Source organism: Actinoplanes sp. CA-030573 (assembly GCF_050951115.1).
In the GTDB taxonomy this organism is placed as follows: Bacteria; Actinomycetota; Actinomycetes; order Mycobacteriales; family Micromonosporaceae; genus Actinoplanes.
The window spans coordinates 7990233-8007824 of sequence record NZ_CP192038.1 but is presented as its reverse complement, the minus strand read 5'-3'; the positions used below and the strand labels follow the sequence as shown (position 1 = coordinate 8007824).

Sequence of the window (17592 nt, the reverse complement as noted above, 5' to 3'; positions counted from 1 at the left end):
CAGGCTAGAACCCTTTGCGGTCAGGTTCCGGCCGCAAATAGCGGGTCAGCCACTCGACGGTCTCGTGCAGGAACTCGGCCCGGGACGTGCTGTTCAGCAGCTCGTGGCCCTCGCCGGCGAAGAGCAGGTACCGGTGCGGCACGTCGCGCTCGGCCAGGGCGGCGGCGACCTGGGCCGCCTCGATCACCGGCACGTTCGAGTCGTTCTCGCCGTGGACGATCAGCAACGGCGCCCGCAGGCGGTCGATGTGGGTGAGCGGGGACAGGTCGCGCAGCAGGTCGGCGTCGGTCACCGGGTCGCCGTACTTCGACACCGCGGCGGCCGCGATCCACGGCTCGGTGAACTGGTAGAACGTCGCGAAGTTCGACATGCCGCAGATGTCGACGCCGACCGCGAAGAGCTCGGGGAACGTGGTCAGCGCGGCCAGCGTGAGGTAGCCGCCGTACGACCGCCCCATGCACCCGACCCGCGATCCGTCGGCGACCTCGGAGTCGATCAGGTAGCGCACGCAGGACCGGACGTCCTCGATGGCGGCATACCGGAGAGCCCCGTTGTCGGCGTTGACGAAGGTCTTCCCGAAGCCCGACGAGCCGCGCACGTTGGCCGCGAAGACGGCGATCCCGGCCCGCACCAGGGCCTGGAACAGCGGACTGTGCCCCGGCCGCTCCTGCGCCTCGGGGCCGCCGTGCAGCCAGATCACGGCCGGATGCGGCCCGTCACCGGCCGGCCGGAACAGCCAGCCGCTGAGCTCGAGCCCGTCGTGCCCGGGGAACGTCTCCAGCGTGGGCGGCACCGACCCGGCCGCGGCCGGCGCCGCCGACACCGCCCGCACCTGCTCGCCGGAGTGCACCCACACCCCGTACGGCTGCCCCGGCCCCTCGGCCGCGAAGGCCAGCCCCGACCCGTCGAAGCTCCACCCGATGTCCGACACCACCGTCCCGGGCCGGGGCGTGACCCGGCGCCGCGTCCCGGCCGGCAGGTCGATCAGCTCGACCTCGCTCTCGCCGCCGCGCACGTTCCACAGCACCGCCACCGCCGACCCGTCCGGCACCAGCGCGAACGCCTCGACCTCGGCCCGCGCCGCGGCCGCCACCACCTGTACGCCACCGTCCGGCGCGACCCGGATCAGGGCCGGGAACTCGCCCGCCTCCGACCGCGCGTAGACCGAGCCGTCCGGCGCGAACACCGCCTGCTCACCCAGCGCCACCGGGGTGTCCTCGCCCGACCGCAGGTCGCGCACGACGATCCGGCGGGCGCCCCGCGGCCCGAGCCGCAGCAGCGCGCGGTCGTCGGCCACGTCGAGCAGCGAGATCAGCCGGCCCTTCGCCACCACCGTGCGCGAGCCGGCCACCGGGTCGACGAGCCGGGCGGTCGCCAGGTTCTCGGTCACCGCCAGCAGCGAGCGGCCGGGCAGCCAGCGCATGTTCCCGGCGGTGTCGGCGTCGAAGCCGGCCACCTGATGCAGCTCGGAGCCGTCCGGGCGCACCAGCCAGACCTCGTGCCGGGGCGCGCCGCCCGGCGCCAGCTCGCACGCCAGCCAGCCGCCGCCGCTCGACCACTGCACGCCGACGACCGCGGCGGGCCCGGTGTCGACCAGGAACGCGAGATCGCTGCCGACCGGCTGCACCCACACCTGCGGGCGCCCGCCACGGTCCGACACGTACGCGCAATGCCCGCCGTCGGGGGAGAGGGCCGGCGACCAGCTGCCACCGGCCTCGGGCGGGAGAGTCCAGCTCACCGGCAGCACGGCGACGTCCATCCGGTTGAGCGCACCCGCCATCAGATCCCCTTGTCCTGCAACCACATCTCCAACAGGGCCAGCTGCCACAGCTGGTTGGCGCCGAGCGTGGTGCGCGGCGTGTTCGGGTCGGCCAGCAGCCGATCGACGTACTCCGGCCGGAACAGCGCCCGCTCGCGGGCGGCCGGCGCGTGCAGCGCGTCGCGGACCCTCTCCAGCATCGGCCCGGCCAGGTGCCGGATGCCGGGCACCGGGAAGTAGCCCTTGGTCCGGTCGATCACCTCGTCCGGCACCACCCCACGGGCCGCCTCCTTGAGCACCCCCTTGCCGCCGTGCGCCAGCTTCAGCTCGGGCGGGCAGGCCGCGGCCAGCTCGACCAGCTCGTGGTCGAGGAACGGCACCCGGGCCTCGAGCCCCCACGCCATCGTCATGTTGTCGACCCGTTTGACCGGATCGTCGACCAGCATCACCTGCGAGTCCAGCCGCAACGCCGCGTCGACCGCGGTCTCGGCGCCGGGCCGGGCGAAGCTCGCGGCCACGAACTCCCGGCTGACGTCGTCGCCGAGCAGCCATTCCGGGTTGAGCTGGGTGGCCAGCTCGGCGTGCGGGCGATCGAAGAACTCCCGGGCGTACGCGTCGACGGCCGCGTCCCGGCGCACGCCGGCGAGCGGGGGATACCAGCTGTACCCGGCCAGGATCTCGTCCGCGCCCTGACCCGACTGCACCACCTTGACCTGCTTCGCCACGTCCTCGCTGAGCAGGTTGAACGCGATGCAGTCGTGGCTGACCATCGGCTCGCTCATGGCCGCGACCGTGCGATCCACCGCCGGCAGGAACCGGTCGCGGCCGATCCGGATCTGGTGGTGGTCGGTGTCGAACTGCTTGGCCACCAGGTCGGAGTAGGCGAACTCGTCGCCGCTCTCGCCGCCGGCCGCCTCGAACCCGATGCTGAACGTGGTGAGCCCGCGCTGACCCTGCTCGGCCAGCAGCGCCACGATGTAGCTGGAGTCGATGCCGCCGGAGAGCAGCACCCCGACCGGCACGTCGGCCACCATCCGCCGGCGTACCGCCTCGGCGAGCTTCTCGTGGATGATCGCCGGCCAGTCGTCGGCGGACACCGAACGGGTGAAGGACGCTTCCCAGTAGACCTCCTCGGTGAAGGTGCCGTCGGGGCGAACGGTCCGAATGGTGGCGGGCGGCAGCTTCCGGACCCCGTTGATGATCGTCCGCGGGGCGGGCACCACCGAGTGGAACGTCATGTAGTGCTGCAGCGCCACCTTGTCGATCGACGTGTCGACGTCGCCGGCGGCCAGCAGGGCGGGCAGCGTCGAGGCGAACCGCAGCCGGCCCGGCGTCTCGCCGAGGTAGAGCGGCTTGATGCCGAGCCGGTCGCGGGCCAGCGTCACCTCGCCGGTCTCGTGCGACAGGATCGCGAACGCGAACATCCCGAGGAAGCGCCGCACGCACGCGGAACCCCATCGGTGGAAGGCCTTGATGATCACCTCGGTGTCCGACGTGGAGAAGAACCGGTAGCCGTACGAGGTGAGCTCGTCCCGAAGCTGCCGATAGTTGTAGATGCAGCCGTTGAAGACCAGGGTCAGCCCCAGCTCCGGATCGGTCATGGGCTGCCCGCCGGCGTCCGAGAGGTCGATGATCTTCAGGCGGCGGTGGCCGAACGCGACCGGGCCGCGGGCGAACCGGCCTTCCCCGTCCGGGCCGCGCGACTCCAGGCGGGGCAGCATCCGCCGTACCGCCTCCTGGTCGGCCGGCCGCGAGTCGAACCGGATCTCACCGGCGATTCCACACATGTCTCTCCTTCGGCGATGGTCAGTGGGACAGCAGCCAGGTGTCCTTGGAGCCACCCCCTCGCGAGGAATTGACGATCATGCTCCCGGCCGGGGCGACGCGGGTGAGCGCGGCCGGCGCCACCACCGACTCGCGGCCGCTGAACACGAAGGCGCGCAGGTCGACGTGGCGGGCCGCGAGCTGGTGGCCGTCGAAGACCGGGTGGGTGGAGAGCCGGACGACCTCCTGCGCGACCCACCGGTGCGGGGCGGTGACGATCTGGCGGCGTACGGCCGAAAGGTCCTCCGGGGTGGCATGCGGACCGATCACGATGCGGTCGCCGCCGTAGCCGTCCACCGGCTTGCAGACCAGCTGGTCGAGGCGGGCGAGCACCTCCTCCCGCTGCTCGGGGATGCCGCAGAGATAGGTCGGGACGTCGGACAGCAACGGCTTCTCGCCGAGGTAGTACTCGATCAGGCGCGGCACGTACGCGTACACCGCCTTGTCGTCACCGATGCCGTTGCCCAGCGCGTTGGCCAGCGTGATCGTGTCCGCGTGCAGCGCGGCCACCAGGCTCGGGCCGAGCGGCATGCCGTCCGCGCCCGGCGAGTGCACCAGGCTGTCCTCGTCCGTCCGCAGGTAGATGACGTCGACCGGGTAGCGCTTGCCGTTCCGCAGCCGGAAGACGCGGGTGCCCTCGACGAACAGCTCGGTGCTGCGGATGACCGGCACGCCCATCTCCTCGGCCAGCATCTTGTGCTCGAACCACGCCGAGTCGTCCGGTCCCTGGCTCAGCACCACCACCGCCGGGTCGTCGCCCGCCGACGGCCGGGCCGAGTCGCGCAGCGCCCGCAGCAGCAGCCCGGGCGTGCCCTCGATCGAGAGCAGCCCCTCCGGCATCGGCAGCTCGGGCAGCACGCTCTCGGTGAGCCGCCGGTTCTGCATGGCGTAGGCGATCCCGGAGGGCACCCGCAGGTTGTCCTCGAGCACGCACCAGTTGCCGTCCACATCCCGCACCAGGTCGACGCCGGCCACCTGGGCCCGCACCCCGTCGTGCCCGACCAGCGCGCCGCTCGGCCGCAGCTCGGGCGAGCCGTCGATCACCCACTCCGGCACCACGCCGTCGCGGACCACCGCCCGCTCGCCGTAGACGTCGCTCACGAAGCGGTCGAGCGCCCGCACCCGCTGCACCAGCCCGGCGCCCAGCCGCTCCCAGTCGCCGGCCGGCACGATCCGCGGCACCAGGTCGAACGGGAACAGCCGGGTCGAGGCCTCGCCGGCCACGCTGAAGGTGATGCCGCGGGCGCGCTGCTCGTCGTCGCGGACGTCCTCGCGGCGGCGCAGGCCGGCCGAGCCGAGGGCGGTCAGGACATTCAGGATTCCCGCGTACGCCGGGGAGACGTCACCGCCCGGGAAGGCCTCGTCGCCCTCCATCCCGTACGGGAACAGCCCCGCCGGCACCGACTGCCCTTCCGGACCGATCCCGGTCGCCCCGCCGCGCGTGTCCGCCACCAGCAGGTCCACCACGTCGGAGATCCGGCCGCGCCGGGTCATGGCCCGGCGCTGCCGCGCGGCCGAGCTTCCCCGGCTCAGCGCCCGCACCGACAGGTCGAACACCTGGTCCCAGTCGCCCAGCTCCTCCAGCTGCGGCCGGAGGTCGCCGACCAGCCGCTCGACCGCGGTCGCGGCCGGGACCGGCGCCGGGCTCCGCGGCAGGTCGAGCAGGTCGCCCTCGAGACCCGACCGGGCGGCCCGCCACATCGCCGCTCGATGCAGGGGAGGGTGGGTCTTCTTGAGGATCTCTCCGGATCGGTGCTCCTGCCGGGCGCGCAGCACCAGGGCCCGGAACAGGCCGGCAATCAGCACCACCGTGTCCACGTCCGGGCTCGAGTCGGTCACCCGCAGCTCGACCGTGGGCAGGTGCGCCGACGGCCGTACGTCGAAATAGACCATCTTCGGGTCGGTGATCGTGCCCGAGGCGATCAGGTCGGCCACCAGCTCGTCGTGCTCCTGGGCGGAGCGCAGCTCACCCGGGTCGCCGGCGGTCGGCCAGCGCATCCAGACCAGCGACCGCACGCTGGCGTAGCCGGAGTCCTCACCCATCCAGTACGGCGAGCTGGTCGACAGCGCGAGCAGCACCGGCAGCTCGCTCGTGACCCGCTGGGTGACCGCGACCGCCTCGTCCCGGTCGGGCACGCCCACGTGCACCTGCGCGCCGCAGATCAGCTGCTCGCGGGCCAGCAGCTGGTAGTCGTCGAGCATCCGCCGGTACCGCGACGTGGGCGTCACGGGGAGTGACTCGAGGTCGACGAGCGGGACCGTGCCCGCGGCCACCAGGCCGAGCCCGAGCGACTCGGCCACGCCGATCGCCTCGCGCCGCAGCCCGGCGATGCCGTCGCGCAGGTCGTCCAGGGTGGTCGCGACCGGGGTGTTGGTCTCGACCACCGAGCGGTGCAGCTCGGCCGAGAAGTGGTCGGGGTCGAGCCGGGCCAGCGCCTCCGGTGCCCGCGGCACCAGCTCGCGGGTGACCAGGTCGACGACGTGCAGCTCCTCCTCGACGCCGAGCGTGAGGTCGTGCTCCTTCGCGGAGGCGCTGCGCTCCTGGGGAAGAGACTCCGTCATGTCGATCCCGCCTATGTGTGCCGGTGCTGGCTGCTCTTTCGTCCGGAGCCTCGCCATCGAATGTGCCGAACATGTGACGTGCCCATTTCCTGCTCCGACCAAGCATCGCCCCGGGCGAGTCCTCGCCCACCGACCGGCCGCCTCGCGTACACCCTGTAACCTCGGGCCGTTCCGATGCAACGTTGGCTCCGATCCGGCTTTCCGCGGAGGTCTTGATGAGCAGTGTGGTCGTCGTCACCGGTTCCGCCGGCCTGATCGGTTCCGAGTCGGTCCGGCACTTCGCCGGTCTCGGCATGGACGTGGTCGGTGTCGACAACGACATGCGCGGCTACTTCTTCGGCAAGGACGGCTCCACCAAGTGGAACCTGGACCGCCTGCAGAAGGAGGTCGGCGAGCGCTACACGCATCACGACATCGACATCCGCGACCGTGCGGCGCTGCTTCGCTTGTTCGCGTCGCTGGGCAAGAACGTCGGCCTGGTCATCCACTGCGCCGCGCAGCCCTCGCACGACTGGGCGGCCCGCGAGCCGTTCACCGACTTCGACGTCAACGCGGTCGGCACGCTGAACATGCTCGAGGCCGTCCGGCAGCACAGCATCGACGCGCCGTTCATCTTCACCTCGACCAACAAGGTCTACGGCGACCTGCCCAACTCGCTGCCGCTGATCGAGCACGAGACCCGTTACGAGCTGCCCACCGACCACAAGTGGTACGGCGGCATCGACGAGACCATGTCGATCGACCAGTGCCTGCACTCCGTCTTCGGCGCCTCGAAGGTCGCGGCCGACGTGATGGTGCAGGAGTACGGCCGCTACTTCCAGATGCCGACCGCCGTCTTCCGGGGCGGCACGCTGACCGGTCCCGGCCACTCGGCGGCGGAGCTGCACGGCTTCCTCGCGTACGTGATGCGCTGCGTGATGGAGCAGCGGCAGTACCACATCTACGGCTACAAGGGTAAGCAGGTCCGCGACGCCATCCACTCGAGCGACCTGGTCTCCGCCTTCGAGGCCGTCCACCGGGCCCCGCGGATAGCCGAGGTCTACAACATGGGCGGCGGCCGCCACTCGAACTGCTCGGTGATCGAGGCCTTCCAGCTGGCCGCCGAAATCACCGGCCGAGAGGCCCGGACCGACTACGTAGAGGACAACCGCATAGGCGACCATCAGTGGTGGATCAGCGGCCTCTCCCGTTTCGAGGCCCACTACCCCGACTGGAAACTGACCTACGACGTGCCCGCAATCCTCCGCGAGATGTACGAGGCCAACCAGGAGGTCTGGAAGCCCCAGGCCTGAGGCCCGCTTCCGCCCGCCGTCTCCTCACGTTTCACGGCCCGGAACGCATTCCGCCCAGCAATTCCCGCTGTTATTGATTGTTTGCTTCCGCCGTTCTCGACGGCCGCACTCGAGCATTTCCTGACGCAACTCTCGCCCATTCCGGCGCTGTCCTGCGAAGCGGGAATGTAAGCCATTCCGCCCCATCACAGCGGATGAAAGTGCGTCACCCGGCGGCGCCCGCACTCGCGTCTGATCGACAGTAGATCGCGCTCCGCCGGCACCACCGAATCGGCACACGCTCGACAGGCCTCCGGCCCGCAGTTGTCCGGCGCGGCCGCGTTCAAGCTGTCCCATTCCGGGATGCTCGCTTTGCGCCGGCTCGGGTTCGGGCCGCTTCGGTTCTGGGTGCGCCGGTTGAGGATGCTCGGCTCCGGGCGCTCAGGCTTGGCGTGCTCCGGGTTGGCGTGCTCCGGGTTGGGGTGCTCCGGCCTGGGGCGTTGCAGCCGCGAACTTACAGACTGAGGGCGCTGCCCTTCGAGACGCCGAGGTTCGCAGTTGGCAAGCGCGGAGCGCTGGAGTTCAGAGTGCGCAGGCTCGGAGCGCTGGAGTTCAGAGTGCGCAGGCTCGGGGCGCTGGAGTTCCGAATGCGCAGGCTCGGAGCGCTGGAGCTCCGGACGCGCAGTTGCGGAGCACCCTGTGTCGGGATGCGCGGGTGCGGAGCGCTGCATATCGTGATGCACAGGCGCCGAGGGCCGGACCTCGGGATGCGCGGGTGCGGGACGCCGCGTTCCGGGGCTGTCGGGCCTCGGGCCCTGACATCGGCGACGCATCCGTTCGGCATGACGGCGCGCAAGACCCCAAGCTCGATGGCGCTCGTGTGCGCGACGAAACTCCTCTCCCGCAGGCGAATAGGAACGCGACGCACTTCGATCCCGCATGCCGGCCATTTCGGCCCGGGAGAACAACTGAAGCTGTCGCATGACCAATTATCCCGCGCCGGCATATCGTCACATCAGTATTCGATCATGCCATTCTCGCCTGCGGCAACGGAGCCGACCTGTGGACACAAGGCCGATTTCGGTGGACAGGGCCGGAAAATGTCGTAGGCAGCCGGTACGTTCAGCCCCACCCAATTAGGGGTGGGGCCACTCGCAGCGAGCGGCGGCCCGATCCGATCACCCCCGATCCGATCACCCGCGACCGATCACCCCGACCGGTCACCCCCGACCGATCACCCCCGACCGGTCACCCCCGGGCCAGAAGCTCCGCCAAGGAGGTCGCCGGGTGGCCGGTCAGCGCCGCCACATCTCCGGTCACCGCACCGAGCTCGCCCGCCGCAATAGCCGTGTACGTGCTGACCCAAGCGTCCACCTGCCAGCGAGGTGCCTGGTAGCGCTCCCTCGACGCGTACGCCTCCTCGATCGTCTCGGCCCGATAGCGCACCTCCCGCCCCGTGGCCGCCGAGATGATCGCGGCCGCCTCGGTCAACGACAGCGCCGATGGGCCCGTCAGGTCGTACGTCGGGCCCACGTGCTCCACCGGCGAACGCAACACCGCGACGGCTGCGTCCGCGATGTCGTCCTGGACCACCACCGCCGCTCGCCCGTCGCCGGCCGGGCCGCGGATCACGCCGTCCGGACCGGCCATCAGCGGCAGGAAGTCGGCGTAGAGGTTGTCCCGCAGGAACGTGAACTCCAGCCCACTGGCGCGGATGTACTGCTCGGTGGCCCAATGGTCGCGCGCGAGCGTGAAGGTCGCGTCCGGCGCCGCCCCCGCGAACGACGTGTAGACCAGGTGCCCGACCCCCTCGGCGACCGCCGCGTCCACGAACGTCCGGTGCTGCGCCACCCGCTCCGGCGTCTCGGCCCCGGAGACCATCAGCACCGTCGAGGCGCCGCGCAGCGCCGACCGCATGGCGTCGAGGTCGGCGTACTCGGCCACCGCGACCTGCGCGCCGGGAACCGAGGGCGCCCGCGCCGGGTCGCGCACAAGAAGCCGCAGGTCACCGCCGAGCCGCAGCGCCACGCGCCCGCCGAGCCGCCCGGTTGCGCCGGAGACAACGATCAAACCCATATGCCCTTTGTACGCGAGTTGCCGGCCACCAGGTGACATTCGGTGCCCGGATGCCGACTGAACGTCCGACAACCATGATCCGGATGGGTGACTGTGCGAGATCAATGTTGGCCGTTGGGTAGTCCCATGTCGATCTCGACTCGCTCCCGGTCGAAATGGCCGATCGTCGCCGTCGTCGCCGTGGTCGTCGGCGTGCTCGGGTTTGCCGGCCTGCTCACCTACCTGCTCGGCGGGGCCGGCGCCGTGCTGGACGCGTTCGGCCGCGACACCAAAACCGAGAACGCCGTCGACGCCCGGGTCGGCCAGACCGCGACCGACGGCCGGCTCAAGTTCACCGTCACCGGCATGACCTGCGGCACCAAGCAGGTCGGCGAGGGCTCCGGCGCCGGCCAGGGCAAGAAGGCGCAGGGCCAGTACTGCCTGGTCGACGTCGCGGTGACCAATGACGGCTCGTCGCCCGCGGCGTTCTCCGACCTCTCCCAGAACGGCTACGACGCCACCGGCGCCGAGTACGCCGTCGACTCCACGGCGGGCGCTTACGCCAACAAGGATTTCGAGGGCTTCCTGCAACCCATCGAGCCCCACGAGACCGTACGCGGAAGGCTGGTCTTCGACGTGCCCGTCGGCCGCCGGTTGACCGCCGTGGTCCTGCACGAGTCGGTGTTCTCCACCGGCGTCAAGGTACCGCTGCAGTGACCGGCCGATTCTCGCCGCCCCTGTCGGTCATCCGCACGCTGACGGTCACCCACCCGCCGCCGGCGAACAGGACGATCCTGAACGTGCTCGGCCCCGAGGCCCGGTTCACTTGCCGACCCCGCCGACGCCGACGCCGATGACCGTGACCAGCTAGCGTGGCCGGACCGAGTCGTCGAGCACGCGGGCCGTGGCCAGCACGTCGGCAAAGCGCGCCGGGTCGAGGTCGAGGCCACCCGGAATCCAGCAGACGTCGGCGGCGGTCGTCGTGGAGTTGTCGCCCGGCGTCGTGGGCTCGATGCCGGTCATCGCGGCGAGGATCTCGGCCGGGTTCAGGCCGGCCGACTGCAGCGCCCGGATCTCCCGCGCGTTGACGCCCGGGATCAGTGGCCCGTTGCCGAGGTCGGTGCCGTAACGGACGCTCCCGCCGTACTCCAGGAACCGCCGCAGATTCCCGACGGCCGTCGCCTGCTCGGGTGTCGGCGTGCCCCAGCCGTGGATGTCGAGCGTGCTGATCCACCGCATCCGCTCGGCGCACGACCGCACGAGCCCGCCGTCGAGCGACTCGGTCCAGGGCGTGTGGGCAAGAAAATCCGCACCGGCCTCGTACGCCATGACGACCGCCCCCGGCCCTTCGGCGTGCACCACGACCGGCAGCCCAAGATCATGCGCAGCCCCGGCGACGGCGGTCATCGTGGGAAGGGACAACAGCGGACCGCCGGCGTGCGCGGTCATCTTGATGAGCGTGGCCCCACCGGCGTGCGCTTCCCGCACGGCATCGGCCCCCTCGGCGGCCGAGTCGATCGCGCGCCAGCTGCCGGGAGCGGCCCAGGAGCGGTCGCTGGGATAGCCGCCGGGAGCGATCAGAAACGGTCCCGCATACCGAATGCTGGGGACAGCCCACGAAAACTGTCGTACCCGGGCCGTATCTTCACCCCCACCCAGTGACGGGGTGGGGGAGAGTAGGGCGCCGGCCGAGCCACCCGCGGGCGCTGCGCCGCCCACGGGCGCCGCGCCTGCGCCACCCGCGCGAGCAACACCGGTGGCCGCCGCGTGCGCTGCGCTTGCCTCATCCACGCGCGCGGCAGCCGAGGGGTCCGCACGGCCCGCGTGCCCGGCGCCTGCACCACCTGCGCCACCCGGGTGAGCGGTGCCTGCCCAACGCGCCTGCGCGGCGCCCGCCTCACGCGGCTGCGCGGCGCCCGCCCCGCGCCGCCGGGCGGCGTCGGCCCCACGCGCGACGCGTGCGCCGGCCGCGCGGGCGGCAAGTGCTGCGATGGCGGTGGGGACGCTGCCCAGATCCCAGACCCCGGCGATGCCGCCGGCGCGGACGGTGGCCAGGTCGACGAGGCCCGAGTGCACGTGTGCGTCGACCAAGCCGGGCAGCAACGTGCCCGGCAGCCGCCGCATAACCGATAAATCGGGTATGCGGTTTAGCGGGACCGGCGTGGCGCCGGAAGCGGTGAGGCGCAGGGCCATGCCGGTGCGGAACTCGCCGTCCCAGAAGAGGGCGTCCGCCTGTACGTAGGAAGTCACTTCTCGAGCAGCGAACGCAACACTGACAGCCCCCGATGCACCTCGGCGAAACTGGTGCTCAGCGGCGCCGGGCCGATGCGCAAGCCGTCGGGGCGCCGGTAGTCGGGGATCACGCCGCGCTCCCAGAGCGGATCGAGCAGCTTGTCGAAGCCGGCCCTCTTGAGCGTGATGTGACCGCCCCGCCGGGCCGGGTCGCGCGGGCTGACGACCTCGACGCCGTGCGGCGCCAGCCACTCGTCGGCGATCTCCAGCGCGTACCCGGTGAGCAGCAGCGACTTCTCGCGCACCGCGCCGATCCCGGCCTCCTCGAGCATGTCGAGGTTCGCGTGCAGCGGCACCATCGCCAGGATCGGCGGCGTCCCGCTCAGCAGCGCCCGGCTGCCGGCCGCCGGCTCGTAGCCCGGCCCCATCTCGAACGACGCCCGATGCCCCATCCAGCCCCAGATCGGCTGCCGCACGCTCCCGAGCAGATGAGATGCCAGGTAGGCGAACGCCGGCGCCCCGGGCCCGCCGTTGAGGTACTTGTACGTGCACCCGACCGCCATGTCCACGCCCCATTTGTCCAGAAATATCGGGACTGATCCGGCGGAGTGGCACAGGTCCCACATGGCCAGCGCGCCGGCGTCGTGCGCGATCCGGGTGATCTCGGGAACCGCGGCCAGCCACCCCGAGCGGTACGCGACGTGGCTGAACAGCACCAGGGCCGTCCGCTCGTCGACCACCTCGGCGACCTGCGAAGGCTCGATGCCGGTGACCGGGTCGGTCTCGATCCACACCAGCTCGAGCCCGCGCTCGGCGGCGATGCCCTCCAGCACGTACCGGTCGGTGGGGAAGTTGTCGGTGTCGAGCACCACGCGGTTGCGCCCGGGCCGGGCGTCGACGGCGGCCCGCGCCAGCTTGTAGATCAGCACGGTGGTCGAGTCGGCGATCACCGTCTGGCCGGCGGCCGCGCCCAGCGCCACCCGGCCGAGCCGGTCGCCCAGCGTGATCGGCCACTCCAGCCACTCGTCCGTCCAGCCCCGGATGAGACGCCCGCCCCACTGGTCGCGAACGAACGAGGCAAGCAGCGCGGCGGTCGCCTTCAGCGGCCGGCCCAGCGAGTTTCCGTCCAGGTACGAGATCACGTCGAAGTCGTCGGGCGCCAGGAACTGCTCCGAGAACGCGGCGAGCGGGTCGGCGGCGTCCAGCGGGGCGGGATCAAGACTCACGGGGCGCTCCGATCTCGGTGCGTACGGCGTACAGCTCGGGGAAGAACGTCAGGTCGAGGGCCGCCTTGAGGAAGCCGACCCCGCTGGAGCCGCCGGTGCCGCGCTTCCAGCCGATGGTCCGCTCGACCGTCTTCATGTGCCGGAACCGCCAGAGCTGGAAGTTCTCCTCCAGGTCGACGAGCTCCTCGCAGGTCTCGTACGCGGCCCAGTGCTTCTCCGGGTCGGCGTAGATCCCCACGAACACCGGCACGAGATCCTCGCGGAACTCCCACGGCCGCGTCACGTCCCGCTGGAGCAGCTCGACCGGTACGTCGTAGCCGTGGCGGCCCAGGTAACGCAGGAACTCGTCGTACACGCTCGGCTTCTCGAGGGCCTCGGTCAGCATGGCGTGGGCCGCGGGGTCGTCGTTGAAGATTGACAGCATCCGCCGGTCCTTGTTGCCGAGGGTGAACTCGACCGTCCGGTACTGGTACGACTGGAAGCCCGAGGAGGTGCCCAGGAACGAGCGGAACTCGGCGTACTCGCTCGGGGTCAGCGTCGCCAGCACCGACCACTGCTCGGTGAGCGTGCGCTGGATGTGCTTGACCCGGGCCAGCCCCTTCAGCGCCGGGCGCAGCTCGTCCGAGGCGAGCTGGCGCTGCACCGCCCGCAGCTCGTGCAGCACCAGCTTGAGCCAGAGCTCCGAGGTCTGGTGCTGCAGGATGAACAGCAGCTCGTCGTGGTGCTCGGGCGTGCTGACCGGGTGCTGGGCGTTGAGGATCTCGTCCAGGTGCAGGTAGCGCCCGTACGAAAGATTGACCTTGAAGTCGCGGACGATGCCGTCCTCGAGGTGCCGGCGGTTGCTTTCCACCCTCGGAGGAAATCACACCTGGTCAGATGTTGGCGAGTGAGCCGTTGGTAAGGATCGGCCCCCAGTAGACCCACTGACCGTCGTGGCGCACGAAGCGGCTGCGCTCGACCATGTCTCCGGGCTTGCCGTGGTCGCGGTAGTGCGCCCGGAACTCGACCTGCCCCTCGGCGTCGAACATGCCGCCGCCGCTGGTGGAGAGGATGTCGAGACCCACCCAGCGCAGGTGCGGGTCGGGCTCGATCGAGGCCGGCCGGGTCTCCGGGTGCCAGGAGCCCAGCACGTACGCGTCGTCGTCGAGCGCGAAGGCGCTGTACCGCGACCGCATGAGCGCCTCGGCCGTGGCCGGCGCGTGGCCCCGGTGAGCGGGCGCGCAGCATTCGTCGTAGGCCAGGCCGCGCCCGCAGGGGCAGTCGGTGACCGTTTTCGTCCGTCGAGCCATGCCGTCGATTCTGTCAGCCGGCCTGCTGCTCGGCGACGATCCCGCTGATCACCTGCTGACAGCGGTCGAGCTCCTCGATCAGCGACTGCATCTCCTCGATCGCCTCGACCGCGTTCTGCGTGTTCGAGCGGATGCCGCCGACCTGGGTGTCGATCTGGTTGGTGGCGGTCGCGGTCTCGTTGGCCAGATCCTTGACCTCGCTGGCCACGACCGCGAAGCCGCGGCCCGCCTCGCCGGCCCGGGCCGCCTCGATCGTCGCGTTGAGCGCGAGCAGGTTGGTCTGCTTGGCGATCGTGGCGATCAGCTGCACCACGTTGCCGATCTCGGTGCTGCTGGTCTCGAGCCGCTGGATGACCGACACCGCGGTCTGGGCCGCGCGCACCGCCGAGCGGGTGGCGGTGGCCATGTCGTTGCTGACACTGGCCAGCCGTTGGACCGAGTCCCGCTGATCCCCATCGGTCACGACGCCTACCCCCGTCCACCACTTCCGTGCCCTCCACCAACATCGCACCATCGCGCCCCACGCGCGCCCCATATCGATCGCCGTTATGTAACCGTGGCGTAAGGCCGACTTAATCGCTTCACCCCAGGCCCGGCGGCCGCACCCGGAGCCGGCCGATGCCGGGGTATGACGCCGGCTGCAAGCACAACCGGCCCGGAAAGACCGGACTGCAAGACCGAGTTCAGTTCTTGCGCGAATCTGGCGTACGATTCCGCCGTGACCAAACGTCTGGCCGAGGTGGCCAAGAAGGCGGGCGTGAGCGAGGCGACGGTCAGCAGGGTGCTCAACGGACGCAGCGGCGTCTCCGAGGCCACCCGCGCGTCGGTGCTCACCGCGCTCGATGTCCTGGGCTACGAGCGACCCACCAAGCTGCGCGGCGAGCGCGGCCGACTGGTCGGGCTCGTGCTGCCCGAGCTGCAGAACCCGATCTTCCCGGCGCTGGCCGAGGTGGTGACCGCCTCGCTCGCGCAGCGCGGCTTCACCCCGCTGCTGGCGGCCCGCACGATCGGCGGCGTCCCCGAGCGCGACTACATCGAGATGCTGCTCGACCACCAGGTCTCGGGCGTTGTCTTCGCCGGTGGGTCCTATGCGCTGGCCGAGGCCGAGCACAGCCATTACCGGGCGCTGACCGACCGCCGGATGCCGGTCGTCATGGTCAACGCCGGCGTCGACGACCTGGGGTTCCCGCACATCAGCACCGACGACGCGGTGGCGGTCGAGCAGGCGTACGGGCATCTGAAGTCCCTCGGCCACCAGCGGATCGGCATGGTGATGGGCCCGGAGGACCACATGCCGTCCCGCCGCAAGCTGGCCGCGGTCGAGAAGATCGCGGGCGACGACTGGTTCGTCGAGCGCACCAACTTCTCGATGGAGAGCGCGCGCCTGGCCGCGGGCCGGCTGATCGAGCGCGGCGTGACCGGCATGATCTGCGCGTCCGACGTGCTCGCGCTCGGGTCGATCCGGGCCGCCCGGCGCCTCGGCCGCGACGTGCCGCGCGACGTCTCGGTCGTCGGCTTCGACGACTCGGCGCTGATGACCTGCACCGATCCGCCGCTGACCACGGTGCGGCAGCCGATCGAGATGATGGGCCAGGCCGCCGTCGACCTGCTGGTCAACCAGATCGAGGGCAGCGGCGTCGCCCCCGACGAGCTGCTGTTCGAGCCGGAGCTGGTGGTGCGCGGGTCGACGGGACCAGCTCCACAGGGCTGACCAGGTAATACTCCTGAGCGAAGGGCGGGCCGACGGCCCGCCCTTTGTCGTGCGCGGCATTCCGGAGAGAAGTCGCGTTTTTTCTTCTTGCAGTCGGCTTCTTGCGGGGAACCGTTTGACTTTGTATCGTCACCTCCACGAAACATGGCGACGAGACCCAGGTCACACCGGGCTCGCGCGGTGACCTCGCAGATCAGTGAAGTTCCTGGATACTTTCGTTCCCGAAGGGATGGACAGATGTCCGTACCGCACTACCGGAGGGCCGCGGCCGTCGCCCTCGCGGCCGGCCTGGGGTTCAGCATCGCGGCGTGTTCCACGAAGGGCAGTGACGACTCGGGGAAGGACGCCGGCGGCAAGACGGTCATCACCGTCGACTGCCAGCCGGACGGTTCCCAGAAGGACCTGCTGAAGAACTGGAACGACGACGTCGCGGCGTTCGAGAAGGACAACCCCGACATCACGATCAAGAGCGTCAGCGTCGGCCAGCAGTGCAACAACCCGCCGGACTTCACGGCGCGGCTCACCGGCGGCACGATGACCGACGTCTTCTACGGCTACATGACCGACCTCCAGCAGGTGCTGGACTCCGGCCAGGCGATGGACATCACGCAGTACGCGACCAAGGACACCATCGCGAACTGGGACAGCATCGACCCGGCGCTGAAGAACGTCTTCACCGACAACGGCAAGGTCTACGCGATCCCGACGAAGAACTACTCGATGGGTCTGCTCTACAACAAGACCCTGTTCCAGAAGGCCGGGCTGGACGTCGCCAACCCGCCGAAGACCTGGGCCGAGGTGCGCGCGGCGGCCAAGAAGATCGCGGCGCTCGGCGGCGGCGTCGCCGGTTACGCCGACTACAGCGCCGGCAACACCGGTGGCTGGCACTTCACCGCCGAGCTCTACTCGCAGGGCGGCGACATGCTCTCCGCCGACGGCAAGAAGGCGAACTTCAACAACGCGCAGGGCAAGCAGGTGCTGCAGAACCTCAAGGACATGCGGTACGGCGACAACAGCATGGGCTCCCGCCAGTTGCTGCAGTGGGCCGACCTGCTGACCAACGCCGCGGCCGGCAAGGTGGGCATGTTCATCGGCGCGCCCGACGCCACCACGGCGATCGTCCAGCAGTTCCAAGGCAAGTACCAGGACTGGGCGATGGGTCCGCTGCCCGGCCAGGACGGTGCGGCCAAGGGCACCCTGGGCGGCGGCGAGGGCTACTTCTTCCGCAAGGACCTCACGCCCGAGCAGGTCAAGGCCGGCCTCAAGTGGATCGCGTACGAGAAGCTGACCGTCGGCAAGGGCCAGTTCGACTACGCCCGGGCCAAGCCGCAGAACCAGCCGGTGGGCCTGCCCCAGCCGCTGCTGTTCACGGCCGGCAGCGAGCCGCAGAAGGCGGAGGCCGACCTGCGCAAAGCCAACCAGAACGTGCCGAGCGAGAACTTCGCGCTCTTCGAGCAGAACCCGGTGACGATCAAGGGCGAGCCGAAGAACGCGCAGGCAATCTACGCGGTGCTCGACAGCGCGATGTCCGGGGTGCTGACCAACCCGAACTCGAACATCGACGAGCTGCTCAAGACGGCCGAGACCAAGGTCAACCAGCTCCAGGCCTCGGGTAGCTGACCGCCGAGTGCGGGGGCCGCGACGCGGCTCCCGCACTCCCACC

At 70.7% G+C, this 17592-nt stretch carries 13 protein-coding genes; 4 read left to right on the top strand and 9 right to left on the bottom strand.

Features of this window, described 5'->3' with window-relative positions; genetic code table 11:
* Nucleotides 1-4 precede the first annotated feature (4 nt).
* From ACQP2F_RS36870 to ACQP2F_RS36860, 3 genes are read right to left on the bottom strand one after another with little or no spacing between them, the layout of a single operon-like run.
* A complete protein-coding gene (locus ACQP2F_RS36870; RefSeq protein ID WP_433295837.1) occupies nucleotides 5-1780 on the bottom strand; it encodes a S9 family peptidase in 1776 nt (591 codons plus the stop codon).
* A complete protein-coding gene (locus ACQP2F_RS36865) occupies nucleotides 1780-3546 on the bottom strand; it encodes an N-acetylglutaminylglutamine amidotransferase (protein WP_433295835.1) in 1767 nt (588 codons plus the stop codon). The genes ACQP2F_RS36870 and ACQP2F_RS36865 overlap by 1 nt, the downstream gene beginning before the upstream one ends.
* A gap of 19 nt (nucleotides 3547-3565) precedes the next feature.
* Nucleotides 3566-6145, bottom strand: coding sequence for a glutamate--cysteine ligase (locus ACQP2F_RS36860; RefSeq protein ID WP_433295833.1), 2580 nt, complete (start codon nucleotides 6143-6145; stop codon nucleotides 3566-3568).
* 215 nt (nucleotides 6146-6360) lie between these two features.
* On the opposite strand from ACQP2F_RS36860, the gene ACQP2F_RS36855 reads away from it, so the two are divergent.
* Nucleotides 6361-7437 (top strand): NAD-dependent epimerase/dehydratase family protein, encoded by a 1077-nt coding sequence (locus ACQP2F_RS36855; protein ID WP_433295831.1) that lies wholly within the window; start codon nucleotides 6361-6363, stop codon nucleotides 7435-7437.
* Nucleotides 7438-8664: 1227 nt separating this feature from the next.
* Here the strand turns inward: ACQP2F_RS36855 and ACQP2F_RS36850 are convergent.
* Complete coding sequence (locus ACQP2F_RS36850) at nucleotides 8665-9492, bottom strand: SDR family oxidoreductase (RefSeq protein WP_433295829.1); 828 nt, start codon at nucleotides 9490-9492, stop codon at nucleotides 8665-8667.
* Nucleotides 9493-9618: 126 nt separating this feature from the next.
* Here ACQP2F_RS36850 and ACQP2F_RS36845 point away from each other — a divergent pair, with 126 nt between their 5' ends.
* Nucleotides 9619-10188, top strand: a complete 570-nt coding sequence (locus ACQP2F_RS36845) for a DUF4352 domain-containing protein (protein WP_433295827.1) — start codon at nucleotides 9619-9621, stop codon at nucleotides 10186-10188.
* Between the two features lie 150 nt (nucleotides 10189-10338).
* Here the strand turns inward: ACQP2F_RS36845 and ACQP2F_RS36840 are convergent, their stop codons facing one another.
* Genes ACQP2F_RS36840 through ACQP2F_RS36820 form a run of 5 tightly spaced genes read right to left on the bottom strand, consistent with a single transcriptional unit; the run spans nucleotide 10339 to nucleotide 14681 of the window.
* Nucleotides 10339-11721, bottom strand: coding sequence for an amidohydrolase family protein (locus tag ACQP2F_RS36840; protein WP_433295825.1), 1383 nt, complete (start codon nucleotides 11719-11721; stop codon nucleotides 10339-10341).
* Nucleotides 11718-12929 carry a kynureninase gene (gene kynU, locus ACQP2F_RS36835; RefSeq protein WP_433295823.1) on the bottom strand — a complete coding sequence of 404 codons (1212 nt, stop codon included), beginning with the start codon at nucleotides 12927-12929 and terminating at the stop codon, nucleotides 11718-11720. The genes ACQP2F_RS36840 and kynU overlap by 4 nt, the downstream gene beginning before the upstream one ends.
* The gene (locus ACQP2F_RS36830) at nucleotides 12919-13779 is read right to left on the bottom strand and encodes a tryptophan 2,3-dioxygenase (protein WP_433295821.1); all 861 of its coding nucleotides are present in this window, start codon (nucleotides 13777-13779) and stop codon (nucleotides 12919-12921) included. The genes kynU and ACQP2F_RS36830 overlap by 11 nt, the downstream gene beginning before the upstream one ends.
* Nucleotides 13780-13801: 22 nt before the next feature.
* Entirely contained in the window at nucleotides 13802-14218 is a 417-nt protein-coding gene (locus ACQP2F_RS36825) for a YchJ family protein (protein WP_433295819.1), read from the bottom strand.
* 13 nt (nucleotides 14219-14231) lie between these two features.
* Nucleotides 14232-14681 carry a methyl-accepting chemotaxis protein gene (locus tag ACQP2F_RS36820; protein ID WP_433295817.1) on the bottom strand — a complete coding sequence of 150 codons (450 nt, stop codon included), beginning with the start codon at nucleotides 14679-14681 and terminating at the stop codon, nucleotides 14232-14234.
* A 255-nt stretch (nucleotides 14682-14936) separates the two neighbouring features.
* Between ACQP2F_RS36820 and ACQP2F_RS36815 the strand changes: the two genes are divergently transcribed.
* Both ACQP2F_RS36815 and ACQP2F_RS36810 read left to right on the top strand, forming a co-directional pair.
* On the top strand, nucleotides 14937-15929 hold the full coding sequence (locus tag ACQP2F_RS36815; protein WP_433295815.1) for a LacI family DNA-binding transcriptional regulator: 993 nt from the start codon (nucleotides 14937-14939) through the stop codon (nucleotides 15927-15929).
* A 237-nt stretch (nucleotides 15930-16166) separates the two neighbouring features.
* Entirely contained in the window at nucleotides 16167-17549 is a 1383-nt protein-coding gene (locus ACQP2F_RS36810) for an ABC transporter substrate-binding protein (RefSeq protein ID WP_433295813.1), read from the top strand.
* Nucleotides 17550-17592 lie beyond the last annotated feature (43 nt).

Coding starts and splice junctions, on each gene's coding strand:
- ACQP2F_RS36865 (WP_433295835.1), bottom strand. CDS start 3,546: ATGTGTGGAATCGCCGGTGAGATCCGGTTCGACTCGCGGCCGGCCGAC.
- ACQP2F_RS36810 (WP_433295813.1), top strand. CDS start 16,167: ATGTCCGTACCGCACTACCGGAGGGCCGCGGCCGTCGCCCTCGCGGCC.
- ACQP2F_RS36845 (WP_433295827.1), top strand. CDS start 9,619: ATGTCGATCTCGACTCGCTCCCGGTCGAAATGGCCGATCGTCGCCGTC.
- ACQP2F_RS36850 (WP_433295829.1), bottom strand. CDS start 9,492: ATGGGTTTGATCGTTGTCTCCGGCGCAACCGGGCGGCTCGGCGGGCGC.
- ACQP2F_RS36860 (WP_433295833.1), bottom strand. CDS start 6,145: ATGACGGAGTCTCTTCCCCAGGAGCGCAGCGCCTCCGCGAAGGAGCAC.
- ACQP2F_RS36870 (WP_433295837.1), bottom strand. CDS start 1,780: ATGGCGGGTGCGCTCAACCGGATGGACGTCGCCGTGCTGCCGGTGAGC.
- ACQP2F_RS36825 (WP_433295819.1), bottom strand. CDS start 14,218: ATGGCTCGACGGACGAAAACGGTCACCGACTGCCCCTGCGGGCGCGGC.
- ACQP2F_RS36855 (WP_433295831.1), top strand. CDS start 6,361: ATGAGCAGTGTGGTCGTCGTCACCGGTTCCGCCGGCCTGATCGGTTCC.